The 22515-nt window shown below is 62.4% G+C and carries 19 protein-coding genes; 7 read left to right on the forward strand and 12 right to left on the reverse strand.

Translation table 11 applies throughout. From position 1 onward, the window contains the following. Window positions 1-60: 60 nt before the first annotated feature. The 6 genes from ACWTU8_RS00340 to ACWTU8_RS00365 all read right to left on the reverse strand — a co-directional run bounded on the left by ACWTU8_RS00340 (window position 61) and on the right by ACWTU8_RS00365 (window position 6436). On the reverse strand, window positions 61-2151 hold the full coding sequence (locus tag ACWTU8_RS00340; protein ID WP_455846603.1) for a 5'-nucleotidase C-terminal domain-containing protein: 2091 nt from the start codon (window positions 2149-2151) through the stop codon (window positions 61-63). A 178-nt stretch (window positions 2152-2329) separates the two neighbouring features. Beyond that, window positions 2330-2704, reverse strand: a complete 375-nt coding sequence (locus ACWTU8_RS00345; protein WP_455848343.1) for a hypothetical protein — start codon at window positions 2702-2704, stop codon at window positions 2330-2332. Window positions 2705-2900: 196 nt separating this feature from the next. Then, entirely contained in the window at window positions 2901-4346 is a 1446-nt protein-coding gene (locus ACWTU8_RS00350) for a homospermidine synthase (RefSeq protein ID WP_455846604.1), read from the reverse strand. A gap of 345 nt (window positions 4347-4691) precedes the next feature. Further along, entirely contained in the window at window positions 4692-4952 is a 261-nt protein-coding gene (locus ACWTU8_RS00355; RefSeq protein WP_455846605.1) for a nitrate reductase, read from the reverse strand. Window positions 4953-4966: 14 nt separating this feature from the next. Next, window positions 4967-5971, reverse strand: a complete 1005-nt coding sequence (locus ACWTU8_RS00360) for a CobW family GTP-binding protein (RefSeq protein ID WP_455846606.1) — start codon at window positions 5969-5971, stop codon at window positions 4967-4969. Between the two features lie 84 nt (window positions 5972-6055). Then, a complete protein-coding gene (locus ACWTU8_RS00365) occupies window positions 6056-6436 on the reverse strand; it encodes a Fur family transcriptional regulator (protein WP_455840247.1) in 381 nt (126 codons plus the stop codon). A gap of 336 nt (window positions 6437-6772) precedes the next feature. On the opposite strand from ACWTU8_RS00365, the gene aztC reads away from it, so the two are divergent. Continuing rightward, window positions 6773-7759, forward strand: a complete 987-nt coding sequence (aztC, locus tag ACWTU8_RS00370) for a zinc ABC transporter substrate-binding protein AztC (protein ID WP_455846607.1) — start codon at window positions 6773-6775, stop codon at window positions 7757-7759. Between the two features lie 68 nt (window positions 7760-7827). Continuing rightward, window positions 7828-9039, forward strand: a complete 1212-nt coding sequence (gene aztD, locus ACWTU8_RS00375; RefSeq protein ID WP_455846608.1) for a zinc metallochaperone AztD — start codon at window positions 7828-7830, stop codon at window positions 9037-9039. A gap of 133 nt (window positions 9040-9172) precedes the next feature. On the opposite strand, the gene ACWTU8_RS00380 is transcribed toward aztD, so the two are convergent. The 4 genes from ACWTU8_RS00380 to ACWTU8_RS00395 all read right to left on the reverse strand — a co-directional run bounded on the left by ACWTU8_RS00380 (window position 9173) and on the right by ACWTU8_RS00395 (window position 14122). Continuing rightward, entirely contained in the window at window positions 9173-9835 is a 663-nt protein-coding gene (locus ACWTU8_RS00380; protein WP_127211788.1) for an aminotransferase class IV family protein, read from the reverse strand. After that, window positions 9784-10929 carry an aminodeoxychorismate synthase component I gene (locus tag ACWTU8_RS00385; protein WP_455846609.1) on the reverse strand — a complete coding sequence of 382 codons (1146 nt, stop codon included), beginning with the start codon at window positions 10927-10929 and terminating at the stop codon, window positions 9784-9786. Before ACWTU8_RS00385 ends, ACWTU8_RS00380 begins: the two co-directional genes overlap by 52 nt. Window positions 10930-11102: 173 nt before the next feature. Continuing rightward, window positions 11103-11906, reverse strand: coding sequence for a proton-conducting membrane transporter (locus tag ACWTU8_RS00390; protein ID WP_455846610.1), 804 nt, complete (start codon window positions 11904-11906; stop codon window positions 11103-11105). 377 nt (window positions 11907-12283) lie between these two features. Then, window positions 12284-14122, reverse strand: a complete 1839-nt coding sequence (locus ACWTU8_RS00395) for a M3 family oligoendopeptidase (RefSeq protein ID WP_455846611.1) — start codon at window positions 14120-14122, stop codon at window positions 12284-12286. Between the two features lie 191 nt (window positions 14123-14313). Between ACWTU8_RS00395 and ACWTU8_RS00400 the strand changes: the two genes are divergently transcribed. Further along, window positions 14314-15849 (forward strand): sigma-54-dependent transcriptional regulator, encoded by a 1536-nt coding sequence (locus ACWTU8_RS00400; protein ID WP_455846612.1) that lies wholly within the window; start codon window positions 14314-14316, stop codon window positions 15847-15849. Between the two features lie 379 nt (window positions 15850-16228). Continuing rightward, window positions 16229-18133: a DUF882 domain-containing protein gene (locus ACWTU8_RS00405; protein ID WP_455846613.1), complete on the forward strand. Its 1905-nt coding sequence runs from the start codon at window positions 16229-16231 to the stop codon at window positions 18131-18133. A gap of 107 nt (window positions 18134-18240) precedes the next feature. On the opposite strand, the gene ACWTU8_RS00410 is transcribed toward ACWTU8_RS00405, so the two are convergent. Continuing rightward, window positions 18241-18879, reverse strand: a complete 639-nt coding sequence (locus ACWTU8_RS00410; RefSeq protein WP_455846614.1) for a 2-dehydro-3-deoxy-phosphogluconate aldolase — start codon at window positions 18877-18879, stop codon at window positions 18241-18243. 191 nt (window positions 18880-19070) lie between these two features. Here ACWTU8_RS00410 and trhO point away from each other — a divergent pair, with 191 nt between their 5' ends. From trhO to ACWTU8_RS00425, 3 genes are all read left to right on the forward strand, one after another. Continuing rightward, window positions 19071-19994 carry an oxygen-dependent tRNA uridine(34) hydroxylase TrhO gene (gene trhO, locus ACWTU8_RS00415; protein ID WP_455846615.1) on the forward strand — a complete coding sequence of 308 codons (924 nt, stop codon included), beginning with the start codon at window positions 19071-19073 and terminating at the stop codon, window positions 19992-19994. A 215-nt stretch (window positions 19995-20209) separates the two neighbouring features. Beyond that, window positions 20210-21007, forward strand: a complete 798-nt coding sequence (locus tag ACWTU8_RS00420; protein ID WP_455846616.1) for a tellurite resistance TerB family protein — start codon at window positions 20210-20212, stop codon at window positions 21005-21007. Between the two features lie 281 nt (window positions 21008-21288). After that, entirely contained in the window at window positions 21289-22044 is a 756-nt protein-coding gene (locus ACWTU8_RS00425; protein ID WP_455840234.1) for an SDR family oxidoreductase, read from the forward strand. 24 nt (window positions 22045-22068) lie between these two features. Here the strand turns inward: ACWTU8_RS00425 and ACWTU8_RS00430 are convergent, their stop codons facing one another. Beyond that, window positions 22069-22449: a YciI family protein gene (locus tag ACWTU8_RS00430; RefSeq protein WP_455846617.1), complete on the reverse strand. Its 381-nt coding sequence runs from the start codon at window positions 22447-22449 to the stop codon at window positions 22069-22071. Window positions 22450-22515: the final 66 nt, after the last annotated feature.

The following is a 22515-nucleotide window of genomic DNA, read 5'->3' on the forward strand; positions in this document are numbered from 1 at the left end:
GCGGAAAGCAGAAAACCCGCCCGGTTACCCGGACGGGTTTTCCAACAATGGCGGAAGAATTTAGTTTGCGGCCGGGATGGTCAAGGTCACGCCGACGGGAAGGCGGCGCGGCTCATAGTCCTTGTTGGCGTCGGAGATCGTTTTCCACTTGGCGCCATCGCCATAGGCTTTTTCCGCCAGATCCCAGTAGGTGTCGCCGGCAACGATCACATGGCTGCTTTCGGCCGGCTTTGCCGGCTCGGCAGGCGCAGCTTCGGCTGGCTTGGCTGGTTCCTGGGCCGGTTCCGCCGCAGGAGCCGGTGCCGCGGGCGCCGTCTCGGCTGGCTTTGCCGGCTCGGCAGGTGCCGGCAAAGCCGGGGCGGGTTCCGCCGGCACGGCTGGCGGCGTCGTGGCGATATCGTCCGAACCGGCCGGCGGTTCGGGCATCGCTGGCTCCGCAGTCGCGGCTGGTGCCGTTTCTGCCGGTTTTGCGGGCTCGGCCGGAGCGGGCGCAGCCTCGGCCGGCTTCGCCGGTTCCTTGGCCGGTTCCGCCGCGGCGGCGGCCGTGATCTCGGTGATGCGGCCATCGAGCTTCGGCGTATAGGGCCGATGTGCACTGAGATAATCGGCGACCACCTGTTCGAGGCCCGGTCCGTAATCATAGGCGTTCTTGGCCTTGTCGGCGAACACCTTGTAGCCGTCGCCGCCCTGGCGCACATAGTTGTTGGTGGCGACCAGGTAATCCTTGTCCGGATTGATCGGGGTCCACGCGCCGCCTTGCATGACTTCGACCGACTTGACGCGCCCGGCATTCGGGGCAGCCGATTTGTCGAATGAGTACTTCAGGCCGGCAACCTGCGGGAAGCGTCCGGCGCCGTCCTCGATCTGGCTGAGACCGTTCTCGAGCCCGGCAATCAGATCCTTGCCGGAAATCTGGAAGGTCGCCAATGTGTTCTGGAACGGCAGCACGTTCAGCACTTCGCCCATGGTGACGGTGCCCTGGTCGATCGAAGCGCGCAGACCGCCGCCATTCGTGATGACGATCTCCACACCCTGGTCCTTGACGCGGTCAAGGACGGCATCGGAGACGAGATTGCCCATCTCGCACTCGCGGGTGCGGCAGTTCTCACGGCTGCCGTCGATCGCTTTGGTGGTTTCGGCGACCTCCTGGTTCTTCAACGCCTCGATCGGCGCGCCGAGCTCCTTGATGCGGTCAAGCACCGCGGGATCTGACGTGATCGACTTGTCGAGGTAGATCGGGTCGCCGCTGGCTTGCTTGACGACGCCGTTGTCGTCAAAGACGACCTTGAACTCGCCGAGATATTTCGAATAGGACGCCGCCTGGACGACCGGCACTTTGTAGCCGTCCGGATTGTCGACCATCGTCGGGTAGGGGCCTTCAGCCTTGGGGTCGGTGTTGGACAGCAACGAATGGCTGTGGCCGCCGACCACCACGTCGACACCCGGGATCTTGGCGATGACGTCGCGCTCGCGCTTGTAACCGATATGGGTGACCGCGATGATCTTGTTGACGCCTTCTCCCTTCAGCTTCTCGACCTCTGACGTGATCGACTTGACGTCGTCCTCGATCGTGACGTTAGGGCCTGGCGAAGCGAGCTCCGGCGTGTCGTTGGTGACCGCGCCGACGACGCCGATCTTCTGGCCGCCGACCTCGATCACGATCGACGGTTTCACGCGGTCAGCCAGCTTGGATTGCGCGTTGGCCTTCACATTGGCGCCGAGCACCGGAAATTTGATCATATCCAGGAACGGCGCCAGCGCCGCCTCGCCGTCGTCGAACTCGTGATTGCCGACCGCCATGGCGTCGAATTTCATCTGGTTGAGGAATTCGCCTTCGGTCTTTCCCTTGTAGGTGGTGTAGAAGAGCGAACCCTGGAAATTGTCGCCGGCGCTGAGCAGCAGCACGTTCTGACCTTCCAGCTTCTTGCGCTCCTGGCCGATCGCCGTGATCAGCCGCGCCGCGCCGCCGGTGCACTCGCCCTTGGCCTCCTCTTCGGCAGAGCAGGTCGATTCATATTTGTTGTTGCTTTCGATGCGGCTATGCCAGTCGTTGATGTGCAGGATGTTCAGCGTGTAGTCGGCAAAGGACACGCCGGCTGACAGGCCAAGCGTAGACGCCGACAGGGCGGCAATGGCGGCGATCTTCTTCATCTTCGTCTCCCGGATGACCTGTTTAACGCGCTTGCTCGACTGGAACATAACAGCCAGCGTTTCGCCCATGTTCACATCGCGTTTTAGGTGATGCAAGCGGAATTGGGGCCAGCTTTGCCGGCGCAAAAAGGACGGCGTGCTCAAGCCGCCGTCCTTTGCAAAGCAGTTCAGTATGGGCTCAGGTGCGTCGCGTCAGCACAAAGTTCTGCCCGCTCGCGCTGGTGCAATTAAGCTGCGAGGTGGAGATCAACAAGCAGTTGAAGCTTATCGGCGTCTGGCGGATCAGCGAAGTGCCATTGATCGCGACCGAAGTACCGCCGGTCATGGTGTAGCTGCCGTCGGCAAGTTTCTGGCCGGTATCGGTCGCGACGGTATTGAAGCTGCCGGCGGCGAAGGTCGACAGGCCGGTGCCTTGCGCGTCGATCCATGAGCCTTCGACCGCGTTGCGCGTGGCCAATGACGGCCCGCCCGGGCCGGCGGTGGTGCACGCCGCCAAGGCGACGGCAGCGGCCGCGACAATGCCGGCCGAAAGCTGTTTGCGCCCAATCGTCATCATCAAAATCCTCTCCTCTCGCATCGGCCGGAAAATCGATCCGATTTTTCGGAAAGCACGATGCGTACATTCAAAGCGCTATACTTTGTGCGTCCAAATGGACGCACGTCGCTCCAGGCCCCACCTTTCCTTCAATCGCCCGATTTCCAGGCGATTGCAAGGCAGTGAAACATTGCTATCGAACGAGGATGTTGCACTATCGAACGAGGATGTTGCGGAATTGCCATGGGTCGTTTTTGTCGAGGTCTTCCGGGAACAGACCAGGGCGGTTATCGAGCGGCGTCCAATCCGTGTAGTAGCCCTTGATCGGCCCCAGATAGGGGGACTGCAATTCCAGGCAGCGCCTGTAGTCCATCTCGTCGGCCTCGACGATGCCGGCCTCGGGATTTTCCAGCGCCCAGACCATGCCCGCCAGCACTGCAGACGTGACCTGCATGCCCGTGGCGTTCTGATAAGGCGCCAGCTTGCGCGCTTCCGCCAGCGACAGTTGCGAACCGTACCAATAGGCGTTCTTGTCGTGGCCATAGAGCAGCACGCCGAGCTCGTCGACACCGTCGACCAGTTCGTTTTCATCGAGCACGTGATGCACGGATTGCGCCTTGCCGGCGGCACCGAACATCTCGTGCAGCGACAGCACGGCGTCGTTGCAGGGGTGGTAGGCGTAGTGGCAGGTCGGACGATATTGAACCTTGCCCTTCCTGCCGCGCAAGGTGAAAAAGTCGGCGATCGAAATCGACTCGTTGTGCGTCACCAGGAAACCGTATTGCGGACCGGGCGTCGGGCACCAGCTGCGCACACGCGTGTTGGCGCCCGGCTGCTCCAGATAGATCGCGGCCTTCGAGCCATGCTTGTGCTTCTTGGCATTCTTCGGCATCCACGTCTCATGCGTGCCCCAGCCGAGTTCGGCCGGTTGAAGCCCTTCCGAGATGAAGCCTTCGACCGACCAGGTGTTCCAGAACACGTTCATCGGCTTCGGCTTCTTGGTGCGCTGTGTGTCGCGCTCGGCGATGTGGATACCCTTGACGCCGGCCTTCTTCATCAGCCTGGCCCAACTTTCGCGATCGTGCTGCGCGGGCTCCGAGAACTCGAGGCCAAGATCGGTGGCGAGGTTGACCAGAGCCTGCTTGACGAACCACGAGACCATGCCTGGATTGGCGCCGCAGGTGGAGATTGCCGTCGCCCCGCCGGGATGTGCGTGCTTTTCTTCGATCATGGATTCACGCAGCGCGTAGTTGCTGCGACTGGCATTGTCGGCCTTGGTATCGAAATAGAAGCCGAGCCACGGCTCTACGACGGTGTCGATGTAAAGCACACCCAGCTTGCGACAGAGCCGCATCAAATCCACTGAGCCGGTGTCGACCGAGAGGTTGACGCAAAAGCCCTGGCCACCGCCTTTGGTCAGCAAAGGCGTCAGCAGCTTCTTGTAGTTCTTCTTGGTCACCGCATCCTGCACGAAGGTGATGTCGCGCTCGTCGAGCAGCTTGCGATCGGTATCGCGTGGGTCGATGACGGTCATGCGGGACTTGTCGAACTTGAAATGGCGCTCGATCAGCGGCAGCGTTCCCCGCCCGATCGAGCCGAAGCCGATCATCACGACAGGGCCGGTGATCTCGCCGTAAACGGGCCAGTTTTCATTCGCCATTTTATCGATTACTCCCTCAGACACGCTGAAAAGCCGGGGCGTTCTTTGCCGGACGGCCAAGCGCTACAACCACAGATCATTGTCATAAACCAGCGAAAAACCGCTAGCTACGCCGCATTCGCCACGTGGTTAAGGAGGACGACCAGCCGATCGTGGCCGTCAGAACCTTGTAGTCGCGTTGGGCAAAGTCGAGCGCCAGCAAATTGCGCGGCGAAAGATGCGGCGAGCATTAGCTCTCGTCGACGGTTCCCGATCCGGGTCGCAGCACGATGCCTCGGCGACTCTTCCGCAAGCGCTCACAGCTTTGGCCTACAGGCCAAACATTGTGCGGATACGCCAATCTATTCACCCTTGCGGCAGATCGCGCGAGGTCACATCGGCGATTGACTTGTGAATCCGGATCGTCTCGATTTTCTTGCCGGGACGCATTATGCCGATCACCGTTTCGATGTCGGGACAGCCATCTTTGCGGCATACGAGCTCCGTGACGGACACCACGACGTCGCCATCGAGCCCGCGGGCCCTGCGAACCCAGACCTTGATCTGGCTGGTCTTCTCCGGCAGGGCAAGCCCGCGCGGGGCGAGTGGGTGCGCGAGGCGATTCATAGACAATCCTGTCCCTACGCACTCAGAGCCTCTACAGAGTCCACGTCGACACAGCATTTGAGGAAGCCGTCTTCAATCATGCCCTTGGGCAGGTTGCGGCCGATAAACACCAGCCGGCTCACGCGCTTCTCCCCCTCTTTCCAGGGGCGCTCGTGGTCGCCTTCGAGCAGCATGTGGACGGCCTGGACGACAAAGCGGTCGTCATCGCCCTTGAATGCCAGGATGCCCTTCATGCGCAGCATGTCGATACCGAATTTCTGTGTGATCATCTGGATCCACGGCAAGAACTTGCTCGGATCGATCGAAGTTTCTGTGACGAGAGAAAAGCTGGTGACGTGATCGTCATGCTCATGCTCGTGTTCTGCGTCGAGAAAGTCCGGCTCGACTTCGAGGACACGGTTCAGATCGAACGCGCCGCGATCCAGAACCTCGTCGAGTGGAACATTGCAACGCGTGGAATGCTTGATTGCAGCCGTCGGGTTGATCCTGCGAACGCGCGCCTCCACTGCCTTGAGTTCGGTCGGCGTTACCAGGTCGGTCTTGTTGAGTATGACGATATCGGCGAAAGCGAGTTGCTCCTGCGCCTCGTGCGCATGATCCAACTCGCCGAGGAGATGCTTCGCATCGGCGACCGTGACGATCGCGTCGAGTTTCGTCTTCTGCCTCATATCGTTGTCGACAAAGAAGGTCTGGGCGACGGGCGCGGGATCGGCAAGGCCGGTCGTCTCGATCAGGATGGCGTCGAAACGATCCCTGCGCCGCATCAAGCTCTCGATAATACGGATCAGGTCGCCGCGCACCGTGCAGCAGATGCAGCCGTTGTTCGTCTCGAAGACTTCTTCGTCAGTATCGACGATAAGGTCGTTGTCGATGCCGACCTCGCCGAACTCGTTGACGATCACGGCGTATCGCTTGCCGTGCTGTTCGGTCAGGATGCGGTTGAGCAGCGTCGTCTTGCCGGCGCCGAGGTAACCGGTAAGAACCGTGACGGGCATTTGCTGGGAGGCTTCGAGAGGCATAGTCGTCTCCAAATGTTCGATTGCGGATTTCAGCTGGGTCATGCACAAGCCAATTGGATCGCCCCCGGACGGAAGGCCGGTGTCTCATCCATGCGCGCAAGCCTCGCACACACCCGAGAGCTCCACCGTGGCCGATTTGGTTCGGAAGCCCTGCCGTCGGGCAATCCGGCGTAGCACCCGCTCCAATGCCGGGTCGTGAACCTCACTTGCCCGCCCGCAATTCGCGCAGATTGCAAAGGCGGCGCGCCCATGGGTGCATTCGCTGTGGACGCAAAGCGCGAACGCGCTCAGGCTCTCGATCCTGTGAACCAGGCCCTCCTCGATGAGCCGATCCAGCGCGCGATAGATCTGTAGCGGTGAGCGGAGCCCTTCCTGGCGAAGGAGTTCAAGCAGTTCGTAGGCCCCCATCGGCCGCTCGGAGCGCGCGAGCGCACCGAGAACCAACTGCTGATTACGTCTAGGCATCCGTTGTTCCTTAGTGTTCCACGCAGTTTCGAGCACAACGGTTACTGTGAGTTATAACATAACGTTTTCGATTGACGAACGTGATAACATAACATAACGGATCGTCAAGAGCGGGGCTGACTTTGATGCTTTCCGTGGAGATGGAGCAAATGGCGGTCGGTGTGACCTTTCAAGACCTCACGCTGGGCTACAACAGCCATCCCGACGGAATGGTCCGGCCCGGCGGTCATCCGGTCGGCGGGCGTACATTCTTCCATCTTTGCCGGCGCGCAGCGTGCTCGGCACGCGTCCGGCATATGTCCCCACAGAGCCACTTGAACAGAAGGAGTTGATCGAATGTCCTGGACGCTGAAGCTTGCCGCCGTGGTGGGCGTCATAACATCATTGCCAATCATCCCGTCGGTGGCCGCGGCCGAGAACCTCAAGGTTGTCGCGAGCTTCTCGATCATCGCCGATTTCGCCAAGAATGTCGGCGGCGACCGTGTCGACATCATCACGCTGGTCGGCCCGAATGGTGACGCCCATGTCTACGAACCGAAGCCGGCCGACGCGGCCACCGTCGGTTCTGCCGACGTGGTGCTGGTCAACGGCCTTCAGTTCGAGGGCTTCCTTCAGCGTCTCGTCGAGGCGAGCGCGACGAAGGCGCCGGTCGTGGAGTTGACCAAAGGCAGCGAGGTGTTGCGCAACACCGAGGAAGAAGGTCACCACGATCAGGATAAGGCCGCCAAGGGTGAGGAAGGGCACGCCGCGGAGGCGGAAGAGGGCCATGAGGAAGGGCACCATCATCACGGCGAGTCCGATCCTCATGCATGGCAGTCGGTGCACAATGCCGAACTCTATGTGAAGAACATCGCCGATGCCTTCTGTGCCGCCGACGCAGCCGGCTGTGACACCTATCGGGCCAATGCCCAATCATACGGCCGGCAGCTCGAGGGACTGGAAGCGGAGATCAAAGCTGCTGTAGCTGAGATCCCCGAGGACAAGCGCACGATCATCACCTCCCACGACGCCTATGGGTATTTTGAGCACGAATATGGCATAAAATTCCTCGCACCGGAGGGCGTCTCCACCGAATCTGAGGCTTCGGCCTCCGACGTCGGGGCCCTCATCAAACAGATCAGGCAAGACAAGGCTTCGGCAATCTTCGTGGAAAACGTCACCAATCCCCGCCTGATCGAACAGATCGCCAGCGAGACGGGCCTGAAAGTCGGCGGTGAACTCTACTCCGACGCCCTGTCGGATAAGAACGGCCCGGCTGCGACCTATCTCGAGATGATGCGGCACAACATCACGACGATCAAAGGCGCGATCCTCGGAAGCTGACCGCCACGGAGGAATCCGCCTCTTCGTCGACCACAATCAGTTATGTGATAACATTCAAGGAGAATACCGTGAGGACAAATGGGGCGTCAGCCACGGCCATCGCGCTGTTTCTGTCTCTATCAACAAGTGCTGCCCATGCCGAGGAGGTGACCGCCTGGCGCCTCTTCATCTCAGATCACGCGGACCCGAAGGTGACCGTAATCGATGCAGTCGATGGCGAAAAGCTCGACACGTTCCATCTCAAAGGGCCGGCATCGCTCCATCGGAGCGAAAGCGGCCGGACCGTGTTCGCCGTGCAGGGCGCGGCCGGCGTCGTTACCGGGATCGCGAGCGGCATTTCCTTCGAGGACCACGGCGAACATGGCGACATCGACGTCGAAGCGCCGAAGCTTGCCGGCATCGAGATCGCAGGCAAGAAGCCGTCGCATTTCGTCGAGCATGACGGAGACCTCGCCGCTTTTTTCGACGGCGAAGGTGTCGCCCGCATCATCTCCGAGAAGGCCGTTCTGGAAGGCAGATCGGATTTCAGGGAAGTGAAGACGGACGCGCCGCAGCACGGCGTCGCAGTCGCCTATGGCTCCCATGTTCTCCTGTCGGAGCCGAACAGGGAAAAGCCGGACGAACTCCCGGTCGGCATCAGGGTCGCTGACGAAGCCGGCGCGCCGATCGGCGGCATCCACGCCTGCCCCGACCTCCACGGGGAGGCGTCTTCCGGCAATATCCTGGCTTTCGCCTGCGCGACCGGTCTGCTTGTTGTCACCGATGGCGACGGCACCCCGGCGATCCGTCACCTACCCTATGCCGATAGCCTGCCGGACGGCAAAACGACGACGCTGATCGGCGGCAGAGGCCTGCAATATTTCCTCGGCAACTACGGCGCCGACAAGGTGGTGCTGATCGATCCGACGGTCGAGAGCGACGCATTCCGGCTGATCAGCCTTCCGACGCGCCGCGTGCATTTCGCGGTCGATCCCGTTCGTGCGAGGTTCGCCTACGTCTTTACCGAGGACGGCCAGCTTCACCAACTCGACGTGGTGAAGGGGGAGATCGCAAACTCGCTCAAGCTGACCGATCCCTATTCGATGGACGGTCACTGGAGCGAGCCGAGGCCGCGCGTCGCGGTCGCCGGCGACAGGATCGTGGTCACGGATCCTTTGAAGGGCGTGCTGCGTCTCGTTGATGCGACGTCGTTCGAGAAAACCGGCGACATGGCTGTCGAAGGCAAACCCTTCAACATCGTTTCCGTCGGCGGCTCCGGTCAGACCCACGAAGGCGAATAGTCGCTCCTCCCAAGCGGCTGCCGCGCGTCCGGCCCATTCTTGCCGGGCCGGACGCATCTTCCCAACTCGCAAAGGAAAACCATGCTCGAGACAAAGTCATGGGCGTGTTGTCTGGTGCCTTTTCGCTGCGTTTTCAGCCCAGCCGCGCCGGGATCAATCCGCGCAGGGAATTGCCGACGAACAGCGCTTTGGCCGATTTCAGATCATCCAAGGTGTAGATTGCTTCGCGGGCGCGGCCTTCGTCCAGCAATTCGCCTCGCAATACGCCAGGCAGCAGGCCGCAATCGAGCCGCGGCGTTGCCAGCGCGCCGTCGCCGAAATCGGCGAAGAGATTGGTGATCGTGCCCTCACAGATTTCGCCACGCTCGTTGGCCAGCAGCACCTCGTCGGCCCGGCTGATCAGATATTCGGCTCGCGCCCGCTGATAGGTGTCCCGGCGACTCGTCTTGTGGCGCAGCAGCGTGTCGCTTGAATCGAGCCGCACCCGCGCCAGTTGCAGCCTCCACACCTTGTCGGCTGCATGCGGCTCGTAAGGCAGCGCCGAGACCGTCACCTTGCCGCTGCGCGACAGGACGAGGCGTGTGCGCAAGGCCATGTCCGGCCGGTCGACGGCGTTCCTGAGCATCTCGCCGACCTTCTGCGGATCGCAGGCAAAACCCAGTTCGGCTGCCGAGCCATAAAGGCGGGCCAAATGGCGGTCGAAACGGAGGAAGCCTTGGCCCGGCTGCCAGCGCATGGTTTCGATCAGCTCGAAATCGGCGGTGTTCCCGTCGCGTAGCGCGCTTTCAGCAGGCACTCCTGATACTCCTCCTCGGCGGTCGAATCGAAGACGACGCCACCACCGATATTGTAGACGGCTTCGCCACTGGAAAAGAGCGATATGGTGCGGATCGCCACCGAAAAGCGCATCCTGCCGCCGGGCGCGATCCAGCCGATGGCGCCGCAATAGACATCGCGCGGCGTGGCTTCCAGGTCGTGCAGGATTTCCATGGCGCGGATTTTTGGAGCGCCGGTGATCGATCCGCATGGAAACAGCGCAGCGAAGATCTGGCGGATGGTGAGGTCGGGCAAGAGCCTGGCCCGCACCCGGCTCACCATCTGATGGACGGTCGGGTAGCTCTCGATGCGGAAAAGCTCCGGCACCTCCAGCGTGCCGACCTCGCTGATCAGCGAGATGTCGTTGCGCAGGAGATCGACGATCATCCGGTTCTCAGCCTGGTTCTTCTCGTCATTGCGCAAGAACGCCTTCAGCCGCTTGTCCTCCGCCTTGGTCGCGCCGCGCGGGGCGGTGCCCTTCATCGGATGCGTCTCGATCATGCCTTCGGCGTCGACCTCGAAGAACAGTTCCGGCGAACGCGACAAGACGACCGGATCGCCGAGCGCGATCAGCGCGCCGTATTTCACCGGCTGGCGTTCCGTCAGCGCGTCGAAGGCGGCCAGCGGATCGCCCGACCACTGCGCACGAACTGGAAAGGTCAGATTGCCCTGATAGCAATCGCCCTTGCGAATGTGATTGTGGAGCCGCGCAAAGCGTTTTGCGTAGTCTTCTGAAGACCAGGCAGCCCTTGCATCGAAGATCGGACCGTTGGTCGCCGACGAGTTGCTGGGCACGACCGCCTGTTCGACAGGCGCGTCGAAGATCCCCAGGCAGACAAGCGGGGCGCGGCGTCCGCCCGGCAGCAGCGGAACGAGCTTCGGTTCGAGCAGGTAGCCGGCCTCGTAGGAGAAATATCCGGCCAGCCATTTGCCGGCGTCATGCGCGGCCTGCGCGATTTCCAGCGCCGGCAGGAAATCCTCCGCCTCATGCGCCACGATGATGTCGGCCGGACGGTCGAAAACGAGCTGATGCGCGCGCTCGTCATTTCTGAAAATTGCAGAGAGCAGGGGCATGGGACTCGGATGCTGCGATCGATGACGCCAGCTATCGCTCTATATGGGGGCTCGAACGCGCGCAATCGAGAGAGCGGCGTCTCAAGACGCAAAGGCAGCCTTGGTGCAAAAGCAAACCGGCGGCACCTCCAAGGCACCGCCGGTCTGTTATGTGCTCGATACCGGCAGGCAATTCAGGTGTTGCTCGCGGTTCCCCCGGTCGGGAAGCGACGCGCGAATTCCTCCTCATCGCCGGCGGCAAGCAGTTTCGCCTGCTCGATCCAGCGCTCACGCTCGATGCGGCCGTCGAAGTTCAACGTCTCCTCGATTCGCTTGACGTCGGCGGCCGTCCAGGCGGCGATTTGCGCATAGGTTGTGACTCCGAGCCCGTTGAGCAGTCGCTCGTTGGCCGGGCCGATGCCGATCAGGCGGCGCAGATTGCTGGCTTTGCCAGCCGCCGCCTTTGTTGTCGCGGCTTTCTTTGCCGCTGGCGCAGCGCTCTTCGGTGCAGAACCCGTTTTCGATGCGGGAAGTTTTGGTGCACTTGCCTGCGACGCGCTCGCTTTGGACGCACTGGCCTTCGGCGCGGCTGCAGCCTTCGCGGCCGCCGCTTTCTTGGACGTGGTCGTGGCTGGCGCGGTCTTTGCTGGCCCGTTCTTGGACGCGGTCTTTGCCGGCGTCGACTTGGCCGGCGCGGTCTTGGCCGGCGCGGATGTCGCCATCAATGCCGACGGTGCCGGGATTGCTGCCTTTGTCGCAGCGGTCTTGGTGCCTTGTGCCTCGCCCAACTGGCGCTCCAGGTCGGCGCGGGCGCCGCGGCATACTTCCAGCTCACCGGTCAGGCGGTCGGCGTCGGCGCGCAGCCTGTCGCGCTCGCTGCGCGTGCGGTCCATGTCACCGCGCAGGCTGTCGAACTCGCCACGCAGGCGTCCCCAGATGAACCAGCCAACCAACACACCTACCAGGAACGCCAGGAGCATGTAGAAAAAAGTGCCCATTGTCTTTCTCTCCAGTCCGATCCATCTGCCGTGGCCTGGAGTGGTGACCTTGGCACAAGGACCATTCAATGGTGGCTCCGCTGTTCGCGGAACAGCCGGCTTAGATCGAGCTGTCGGCGACCGGCTTTTCCTGCCATGGCCAACGGCCGCTGTCGCATTTGCCGAAGCGCCGTGGCCGGACCGAAGATTTTTTCCTGGCCTGAGCCCCGCGCCCGACTGAGCTTGAGGCGGGACGCTATCATACAGCTTCCGGAAAGCTAACGGAAAAATTCCACGGAGAGTTATTTAAGAACAGATATTTAGGGGCAACAATAGAATGGTCTCAATATGCATTGCGGCTAAACTGTTCTGTCAGCCCGGATGTTCAGCGCTGTGCGTCAATTGTCCAAAGCTTCGAGCTCGTCGATCAGCCCGCCGATCACGCCAAGTCCGATCTGCCAAAAGGCAGGGTCTGTGGCGTCAAGGCCGAAGGGTGCCAGGAGCTCGGAATGATGCTTGGTGCCGCCGGCGCGCAGCATGGCAAAATATTTCTCCTGAAAGCCACGCTCGGCATTCTGATAGACCGCATAGAGCGAATTCACCAGGCAGTCGCCGAAAGCATAGGCGTAGACGTAGAAGGGCGAATGGATGAAGTGTGGAATATAGGTCCAGAAGACCTCGTAACCGTCGCGCAGCTTGATCGCCGGCCCGAGGCTTTCCGCCTGCACTTCCAGCCAGAACTGGCCGAGCCTGTCGGATGTCAGTTCGCCGTTCTTGCGCTCGGCATGCACCTTGCGTTCGAATTCGTAGAAAGCGATCTGGCGCACGACCGTGTTGATCATGTCCTCGACCTTCTGGGCGAGCATGGCCTTGCGCTCGCGTTTGTCCGTGGTCTGGTCCAGCAGCGAACGGAAGGTCAGCATCTCGCCGAAGACGGATGCGGTCTCGGCCAGCGTCAGCGGCGTCGAGGCCATCAGCGCGCCCTGGCCTGCAGCCAGCACCTGATGCACGCCGTGACCAAGCTCATGCGCCAGCGTCATCACGTCGCGCGGCTTGCCCATGTAGTTGAGCAGAACATAGGGATGCGCCGACGGCACGGTCGGATGCGCGAAGGCGCCCGGCGACTTGCCAGGCCTTACCGGCGCGTCGATCCAGTTGCGGTCGAAGAAAACCCGGGCGATCTCCGCCATGTCAGGTGAAAAGCGCTGATAGGCGGAAAGCACCGTGTTCTTAGCCTCGTCCCAGCCGATGATCGCTTGCGGGGTCTCCGGCAACGGCGCGTTGCGGTCCCAGTGATTCATCACTTCCATGCCGAGCCAGCGCGCCTTCATCTGGTAGTAGCGGTGCGACAGACGCGGATAGGCGTCGCGAACGGCTGAGGCCAGCGCATCCACCACGCTGCGCTCGACGCGGTTGGCGAGATGGCGAGAATCGGCGATGTCCTCGAAGCCGCGCCAGCGGTCGGAAATCTCCTTGTCCTTGGCCAGCGTGTTGGTGACCAGCGTGAACGTGCGCAGATTCTTGCGGAAGGTTGCGGCCAGCGCTTCAGAGGCCCGGCGGCGCACCTCGCCATCGGCGTGCTGGAGGCGGTTCAGCGCCGGCTCCAGGGTAAGCTCCTCGCCATCGATGTCGAAGCGCAGATCGGTCATCGTTTCGTCGAACAAGCGGTTCCAGGCGCCGCGTCCGGTAATCGACTTCTCATGGAAAAGCTGCTCGACGCGATCTTCCAGCTGGTAGGGTTTGTCCATGCGCAGATCGAGCACCCACGGCCGGTAGTGAGCGAATGCGGGATCGGCAGCAAGCGCGGTTTCGATCGCGGCGTCGTCGATGAGATTCAGTTCGAGCGCGAAAAACAGAAGATGCGCGCTGGCGTCGGTCATCTTCTCCTGAATGTCGCCATAGAGCTTGGCGCGCTGCGGATCCGCGGTGTTGCCGGCATAGATCAGTCCGGCATAGGAGACGATCCGGCCGATCAGTTCCTCCAGCGCCTCGTATTCGGCAAGTGCCTCGCCCAGCCTGCCGCTGTCGGCACGCTCCGCCTCAGCTGCGAGCGTGCCTTTCCAGCGGCTCTCGAAGCTGATGGCATCGGCCGCCGCCCTGGCGATGTCCCGCTTCAGCTCGGGGGCGTCCATCCCCGAATAGAGATCTGCGAGATCCCATTCCGGCAGGTCGCCAAGCTCCGCCGCGCCCTGACCGGACGCTGCCGCCGCAAGCTGCCGACCAAAAACCATGCGCATTGCCGATACTTTCCAGATTGCAGGACCCAAGCGGTCAGACTCAAAGATTCAAATGGGTGAGAAAGCCGGTCAAATCCTAAGGAATTCGTTCACCGGGTTTTTTGAAACCTTATTTAGAACCCTGTGCCAAGATGATCCATAGGGTGGATTCCCTTGGGTGGGCATATTGGGCGAGCATCGTTGAACCAGTCATGACAGGTTCCATACTCATAGTCGATGATGATCCCGTGCAGCGCAGGCTGCTCGAGGCGGCCGTGACGAAATTCGGCCACAGCGCGATCATCACGGATGGCGGCGAGGCCGGTCTCGACGCGCTCGACGGGCCCAACGCGCGCGACGTGTCGGTGGTCATCCTCGACCTCGTCATGCCGGGCCTCGACGGCATCGGCGTGCTGAAGGCGATGCGTGAGCGCGGCATCCAAGTTCCGGTCATCGTACAAACCGCCCAGGGTGGCATCGAGACCGTCGTTTCGGCCATGCGTCATGGTGCTTTCGATTTCGTCGTCAAGCCGGCATCTCCCGACAGGCTGCAGGCATCGATCGGCAATGCGCTCAAGGTCGAGGCGGTCGAGGGCGAAGTGAAGCGCACGTCGCGGCGGCGCGGCGGCCATCTGACCTTCAAGGACATGATCACGCACAGCCCGGCGATGGACCGGGTGATCCGTCTCGGCCAGAAGGCGGCCGCGTCCAACATCCCGATCCTTATCGAGGGCGAATCCGGTGTCGGCAAGGAACTGGTGGCGCGCGCCATCCAGGGCAGCGGCGATCGCCGCTCAAAACCCTTCGTTACCGTCAATTGCGGCGCCATCCCCGATAATCTGGTCGAATCGATCCTGTTCGGCCACGAGAAGGGCTCGTTCACCGGCGCCACCGAAAAACACACCGGGAAGTTCGTCGAAGCGCATTCGGGCACGCTATTTCTCGACGAGATCGGCGACCTGCCGCTCGACGTGCAGGTCAAGCTGTTGCGCGCCGTGCAGGACGGTGAGGTCGATCCGGTCGGTGGGCGTTCGACCGTCAGGGTCGACATCAGGCTGATCTCGGCGACACACCGCAATCTTCTGCAGCAGGTCAAAGACGGCAAATTCCGCGAGGATCTGTTCTATCGCCTGAACGTCTATCCGATCTTCGTGCCGCCGCTGCGCGATCGTCGCGACGACATCCCGTATCTGGTCGAGCACTTCCTGGAGAAGGTTGCGCCCACCGATCCACGTCACCGCCTGCACGGCATTTCGGCTGCGGCTCTCGCCATGCTGCAGGCCTACGACTGGCCAGGAAACATCCGGCAGCTGGAAAACGCCGTCTTCCGGGCCTCGGTGCTTTGCGAAGGCGATGTGCTGACCGAAGAGGAGTTTCCGCAGATCCGGGCGCAGGTCGAGGGCACCGTCAACCTCGATGCGGATGGCGCGTTGCACGCGTCGCCTTTGGTCATCGAGCCGCCTGGCGAGGACGTGCCGGCCGATAACGGCATCGCTGCAACCGAGCTCGATCCGCCGGCCAGGCCGCAGCCCCGATTCGGCACGCTGCGGGCACTCGACGAACGCGGCAATGTGCGCGCGCTGGCCGACGTCGAACTCGAAATGATCAAGCTCGCGATCGACCATTACAACGGCCAGATGAGCGAAGTTGCCCGCCGCCTCGGCATCGGCCGCTCCACGCTCTACAGGAAGCTCAAGGAGTACGGCATCGATCCGGAAACAGGCCGTATCGACCGGCTTGCTTCCTGACCAAGCAAGTCCGGACCAGCTTGTAAGCCTGGCACCAGGACAATCGACAGTCATCGACCGGGCGTGACGCGCGTCGGGGTGACGCGCTTGCCGGCAGTGTTCACGCATTGAGGCAGCCGGTAACAGATCGTGTTCAGCAAAGGCCGAAACATGATCTAAACCAGCAGTTTACCAAGAAACCCCGCGCAATATTTTTGACGGGATATTGCCACGGTGTTACCGCATTTCGGCTTCAATAAGCGATGATTAACCATTAGGATCGATATTCGGCTGCGAACAACCACCGCATCCGTTGGTCAAATCCGGGGACAAACGGCAGCCTGCAAGGCCTTTTGATTTGAACAAAGTCGAACGACACACAAACGGGCGGCATTATCACATGAGCGTCTGGCCGAGATGGCTGGCAGCAGTGATTCTCGCCTTTGGCTTCCTTACAGCGGCTGCGACCGGCGCCAGCGCCCAGACACGTTCGCTGAAACTCTATAACCTCCACACCAAAGAGAAGGCGGAGATCGTCTTCAAGCGCGGCGGTCGCTACGACCAGGCGGGTCTGAAAAAGATCAACATCATCCTGCGCGACTGGCGCCGCAACGAGCCGACCAAGATGGATCCGCGCCTGCTGGACCTGGTCTGGGAGGCTTACCGGCAGAGCGGTGCCACCGACTATATCCAGGTCGTTTGCGGTTATCGTTCGTCGTCCACCAACTCGATGCTGCGCAGCCGCAGCAGGGGCGTCGCCAAGAAAAGCCAGCATATGCTCGGCAAGGCCATGGACTTCTACATTCCCGGCGTGCCGCTGAAGAAACTGCGCGACATCGGTCTGCGGATGCAGGGCGGCGGCGTCGGCTATTATCCGAGGTCCGGCTCGCCCTTTGTCCACATGGATGTTGGCAATGTGCGCCACTGGCCGGGCATCAGCCGCCAGGAACTGGCGCGTGTGTTCCCCAATGGCAAGACGCTGCATGTGCCGAGCGACGGCAAGCCGCTGCCCGGCTATTCACAGGCGCTCGCCTCCTACAAGGCGCGCAAGGGCGCCGGCGCTCCCGCCATCGAACTGGCCAGCGCAGGTGGCGGTTTCAAAAAGTCCGGTGGTCTGCTGGCGGCTTTCTTCGGCGGCGGTGAAGACGAGGCCGATGACAGCGCCGATGTGGCAGCCGCGCCAGCGCCGAAGTCAAAGAGCGTGAAGCTGGCGACCGCGAAGCCGGCGCCGGCCGCCAAGAACAGCAAGCTTCCGGGCATTGCCATCGTGTCGCCTCAGGATGCGAAGCGCGCCGAGATTCCGCAAATCGCCGATGCGCCTGCTCCGGAACCGGAGGAGGACACGCCGGAAACGATCATCGCGGCGCTGCCGGCGCGCAGTGTGCCGCTGCCTGATTTCGCCCCGCGTCCGAAGACCGATGTCGGCGCTCAGCCGCCCGAAAACGTTCCGTTCGGCGTGGCGGATGCCACTGCCACCACTGAACAGGCGGTGGCGACCGCGCAAGCGCCGGCAAGCGCTCCCTTCGGCATGGCCGAGCCGTCCGCTGTCGCCGATGCGGCGCAGGTTGCGGCCAACAACATTCCGTTGCCGACTTGGCGTCCCGATCACTCGCTGCCGGCCGACCTTGCAGCGGCCGACCTTGCGCCGCAGGACAAGGATGTGCTTCTGGCGCTGGCGGATACGGCCGGGCACGGCAAGACCGCTACCGATGCGTTCCCGGTGCTGCCGTCGGCTCGGCCCGATCTGGCGCAGCCTGACTTGGCCCAGCCTGATTTGGCCCAGCCCGACTTGGAGCGGCCCGATTTGGCCCAGACGGACCAGGTTCAATCCGATGCGGTCAAGGCCGTCCTCGAGCGGGTCAGCGCAACCGACGAATACCGGGTCGCTTCGCTCTCCCAGCCGAGCTCGATTCTCAGCGATCCGGCGAACGGCAATGCCGCATCGCCGCGCGAGGCTGTCTTTACCCGTCCGGCCGGCTCGGATCCGGCCGCGGCGATCGGTGCGGGTGTGAAGACCACCCGCAAGGCAGCCAGGGCAACCGCCCGTGACCTGAAGCCTGGTCCCAAATCCGTGGTGGTCGCCGCCGAGCCGAAGGCCGCGCGCTGGGCATTGAACAGCGGCGAGAATGTCGCCACCGTCTCCAGCGCGACGACGGCGCCGCGCTATGCCTACAATATCGTGCACACCCCGCCGACCGAGGTCTACACCGCGGGCTTCCAGCCGAACGATCAGCTGGCCGACGCCAACCGGTTCACCGGCAATGCCGTCAAGTTCATGTCGGTAGCCCGCTTCCAGACCAAGTAGCGGATCGACCAAGCAAAACAAAGCCGCGCCGGACAACCCGCGCGGCTTTTTGCTGTTCGCAAACAAACGCCGCGATGCAGCCAGTCCGCTTGGGGATAAGAGTTTCTCTACCGCCCGAGCTTGCTCGCCGCGCGCGCCAACGCCTCGATTTCGTCCCACCTGCCGGCCGTGACCAAATCGTCCGGCGCCACCCAGGAGCCGCCGACGCAGATGACGTTGGGCAAGCTCAGATAGTCGGCGGCGTTCTTGCCGGTGATGCCGCCGGTCGGGCAGAATTGCACATCGGCTAGCGGCGAGGCGAATGCCTTGAGCGACGCGATGCCGCCCGACTGTTCCGCCGGGAAGAATTTCAGGAAACGCAAGCCTGCCTCGCGGGCGGCCATGATCTCACCCGGCGTGATGGCACCGGGCAGCAACGGAACGTCGCTGTCCTTCGCCGCCGCCAGAAGCTCGCGGGTGATGCCGGGGCTGACGATGAACTTGGAGCCGACTGCTGCCGCCTCGCCGAACTGGCGGGCGTCCAGAATGGTGCCGGCGCCGACGATGGCGTCCTCGACTTCGCTTGCCACAAGCCGGATCGCCTCCAGCGCGTCAGCTGTCCGCAGCGTGATCTCGATCGCCGGCAGCCCGCCGCGCGCCAGGGCACGCGCCAGCGGCACGGCATCGGCGACGTTGGCGATCTTCAGCACCGGGATTACCGGTTGGCGGTTGAGGAGCGACAGGAGCTTTTCGGTCTTGCTGGGCATTGTCGTCTCTCCGGTATTGATCCGTTCAACCGGTTAGCAGAAGGCCGTTTTTCTGTCCACGAAACGAAGCGTGTCGCGATGTCACGCACTGCTGGCAATGCCGTCAGCACCGGCCGTCAAAGCCACCAGGGAGAGGCTGATCCACGCGTCAGCCTTGAATCGGCTTTCATGAGCGTTTAGTGGCTTCGGCGATGACACTGCCCAATCAACCTTTCCGCGTTGCCGCGCTCTACAGGTTTGTCCGGCTCGACGGCTTCGAGGCGTTGCGCGCACCACTCGCCGCCTTTTGCTGCGGACGCAGTATCAAGGGCACGCTGCTTCTGGCGCATGAGGGCATCAACGGCACGGTCGCCGGCAGCGAAGCTGACATCGCCGCGCTCATCGATCATCTCCAATCCATCGAAGGTCTCGCCGGTCTCGAGGTCAAGTACAGCAGCGCCGCGCAGACGCCGTTCCACCGCATGAAGGTGCGGCTGAAGCGCGAGATCGTCACCATGGGCGTTAGGGATATCGATCCGGCGGCAAGCGCCGGCACCTATGTGGCACCGGCCGATTGGAACGCACTGATCTCGGATGCGGGCACGATCGTCATCGACACGCGCAATGCCTACGAGGTATCGATCGGCACCTTCAAGGGCGCGGTCGATCCCGCCACGACGAGCTTTCGCGAATTCCCGGCCTGGGTCGAGCAGCACCGGGCCGAGCTCGTCGGCCGGACGGTGGCCATGTTCTGCACCGGCGGCATACGCTGCGAAAAGGCAACGGCCTATGTGAAGTCGCTCGGCTTCGAGGATGTGTTCCATCTCAAGGGCGGTATCCTGAAATATCTCGAAGAGGTGCCCGCCGAACAGAGCCTCTGGCAGGGCGAGTGCTTCGTCTTCGACGAGCGCGTCTCGGTGTCGCACGGGCTGGTCGAGGGTGAAGCGGAACTGTGTCGCGCCTGCCGGCATCCGCTGATCGGGCAGGACCTGTTATCGCCGAAATACGCCGCCGGCATCTCATGCCCGCATTGCTTCCATGCCCGTTCCGACGAGGATCGCGCGCGCTACGCCGAGCGTCAGCGCCAGGTCGAGCTTGCAGTAGCGCAAGACAGGGCTCCGCACATCGGACGTTAGAGCGACGTGCGTCCGCTGGGCGCACAAATTACGCTGTAACACATTGCATTTCGGGCCGATGCGTTAGGAGACGGCAGATCCTGACATCATCTCGTTTCCGCCATCATTGGCAAAGCGCTCATCGGTCATTGTAATGTCAATATGCGGGGCCTACCTCTTCAACGTCCGAAAACCCGCCCGTCCACGTTCGGCCCGGGCCAATTCTGGAGGCATTGATGTTCGATCCCAAGAAGCTCCTCGACGATCTGCTCGGCTCGCAAATTCCCGGAACGGGGTCGACCGTCCGCGACAAAGGGGGTCAGGCGGTGCAGATGGCCAAGGACAATCCGCTGGCGGCCGGCGCACTGGCCGCGGTGCTGCTCGGAACCGGCGCTGGCCGTCAGGTCACCGGCACTGCGGTGAAGCTCGGCGGCCTGGCCATGATCGGCGGTCTCGCCTACAAGGCCTACCAGAACTACAAGAACGGCAAGGCGCCTGCGGAAACGGCCGCAGCCGGCTCGCCGGAATTGTTGCCGCCGCCCGCCGACACCAGCTTCCATCCCTCGCAAGCGCCGCAAGGCGAGGACGAATTCACGCTGACGCTGGTGCGGGCGATGATTTCGGCGGCGAAGGCCGACGGCCATATTGACGACGACGAACGGCAAAAGATCGCCGGCAAGCTCAGCCTCTCGGGCATCGGCTCCGACGCGGAGAAGTTCCTGATGTCGGAGCTGGAAACGCCGCTCGACCTGGATACGCTGGTCGCCGGCGCCCAAACCGACGCGCAGAAGCTCGAACTCTACACCGCCTCGCGCCTCACCATCGATCCGGATACGCGTTCCGAACGCGGCTATCTCGATCTGCTCGCCGGCCGCCTTGGGTTGCCGGACGCACTGGTCGACCATGTCGAGGCGACGGTGTCAGCGGCAAAGGTGCCGGAGTCAAAGGTGCCGGAGTCAGGGGTGCCGGAGTCAGGGGTGCCGGAGTCAGGGGCGCCGGAGTCGGACAAGGCAACCGCCAGCTCGCGCTGGTAGGCTTCAGGGCCGCGGAGGGCGGCAATCCGGGCGCCGCTCTCGCGTTAATGTCTCGTTTACCTAGGAAGCGCATAACTTTAGGTAGTCGGATCGGCTTTCCTCCTCCCAAGTCCGGTTCAGATCAGGGCGGCCGCCAATGGCCGCCCTTTTGTTGAAGCCGGCTGGCGCATAACCCGAAATCGGAATCGATTTTTGGAAGCGATCATGCGCAAAAATCAAATTGCTCGAAATCAAGCTGCTATAGCGTCCTTGCGGACACGCGGCGCTGTAGGAGGACAGTTATGACAAACTACAAAACGGCCATCGTCACCGGCGCCGGCACGGGCATCGGCAAAGCCGTCGCTACGGCGCTGCTCAGGTCCGGCTGGAACACGGTGTTCTGCGGACGCCGCAAGCCGGTGCTGAACAAGGCGATCGCCGACGCCGGATCGACACAAGCCAAGGCGCTGGCGGTCGCCTGCGACATCAGCAAGGCCGATCAGGTCGACGAGATGTTCGAGACCGTGGCGGCGGCTTTCGGTCGTGTCGACCTGCTCTTCAACAATGCCGGCACAAGCTACAAGTCGACATTGATCGACGAGATCCCCGTCGAGGTGTGGAACGAAGTCGTCGGGGTCAATCTCACCGGCTCGTTCCTGTGCGCCCGCGCCGCCTTCGGCGCCATGCGCAGGCAGCAGCCGATGGGCGGCCGCATCATCAACAACGGCTCGGTGTCGGCTTACGCACCGCGGCCGGGCTCAGTGCCCTATACCGCGACCAAGCACGCCATTACCGGGCTGACCAAGACGCTGGCGCTGGACGGCCGGCCTTATGACATCGCCTGCGGCCAGATCGACATCGGCAACGCCTTGACCGACATGGCGCAGGCGATGACGGTCGGGGTGCCGCAAGCCAATGGCTCCATCGCCGCCGAAGCGGTGATGGATGTACAGCAGGTGGCCAATGCCGTCGTCCATATGGCCAGCCTGCCGCTCGACGCCAATGTGCTGTTCATGACCGTGATGGCGACGAAGATGCCGTATGTCGGGCGAGGGTAGTCGCTCGAAGACTCGACGGGCGGTCTAAGACTGAGTAGCCGCAAGCGGCACGCCGGGAAGATACAGCGAAATGGGGCGGATTTCGTAGACGGCGGTTGGATTGACGCGGCGTAGGTCGCGCGCAATCGCGATCGCGGCATCACGCGTGGCGCAATCGACGACGTAAAGTCCCAACAATTGCTCCTTGGTCTCGGCGAAAGGCCCGTCAATGACCATTCCGGCGCCCGGCCCGCGCAAGGTACACGCGTCTTGTGTCGCCCCGAGCCGCGCTGCCGGGCCAAGGGAGCCTTCGCGGTATAGCCGTTCGTTGATCTGGAGCAGGTCGGTCATCAGCGCCGCATCCTCCTCCGGCGTCAGCGCCGCGACCACTTCTTCGACGTGATAGGCGAGGATGGCATAAAACATCTGACGTCACCTTTCTTCGGTCGTGAATTCTTTCGCCGGACGCGCAATGAGCGCTGTAGCACTTTA

This window comes from Mesorhizobium sp. BHbdii (assembly GCF_053848045.1).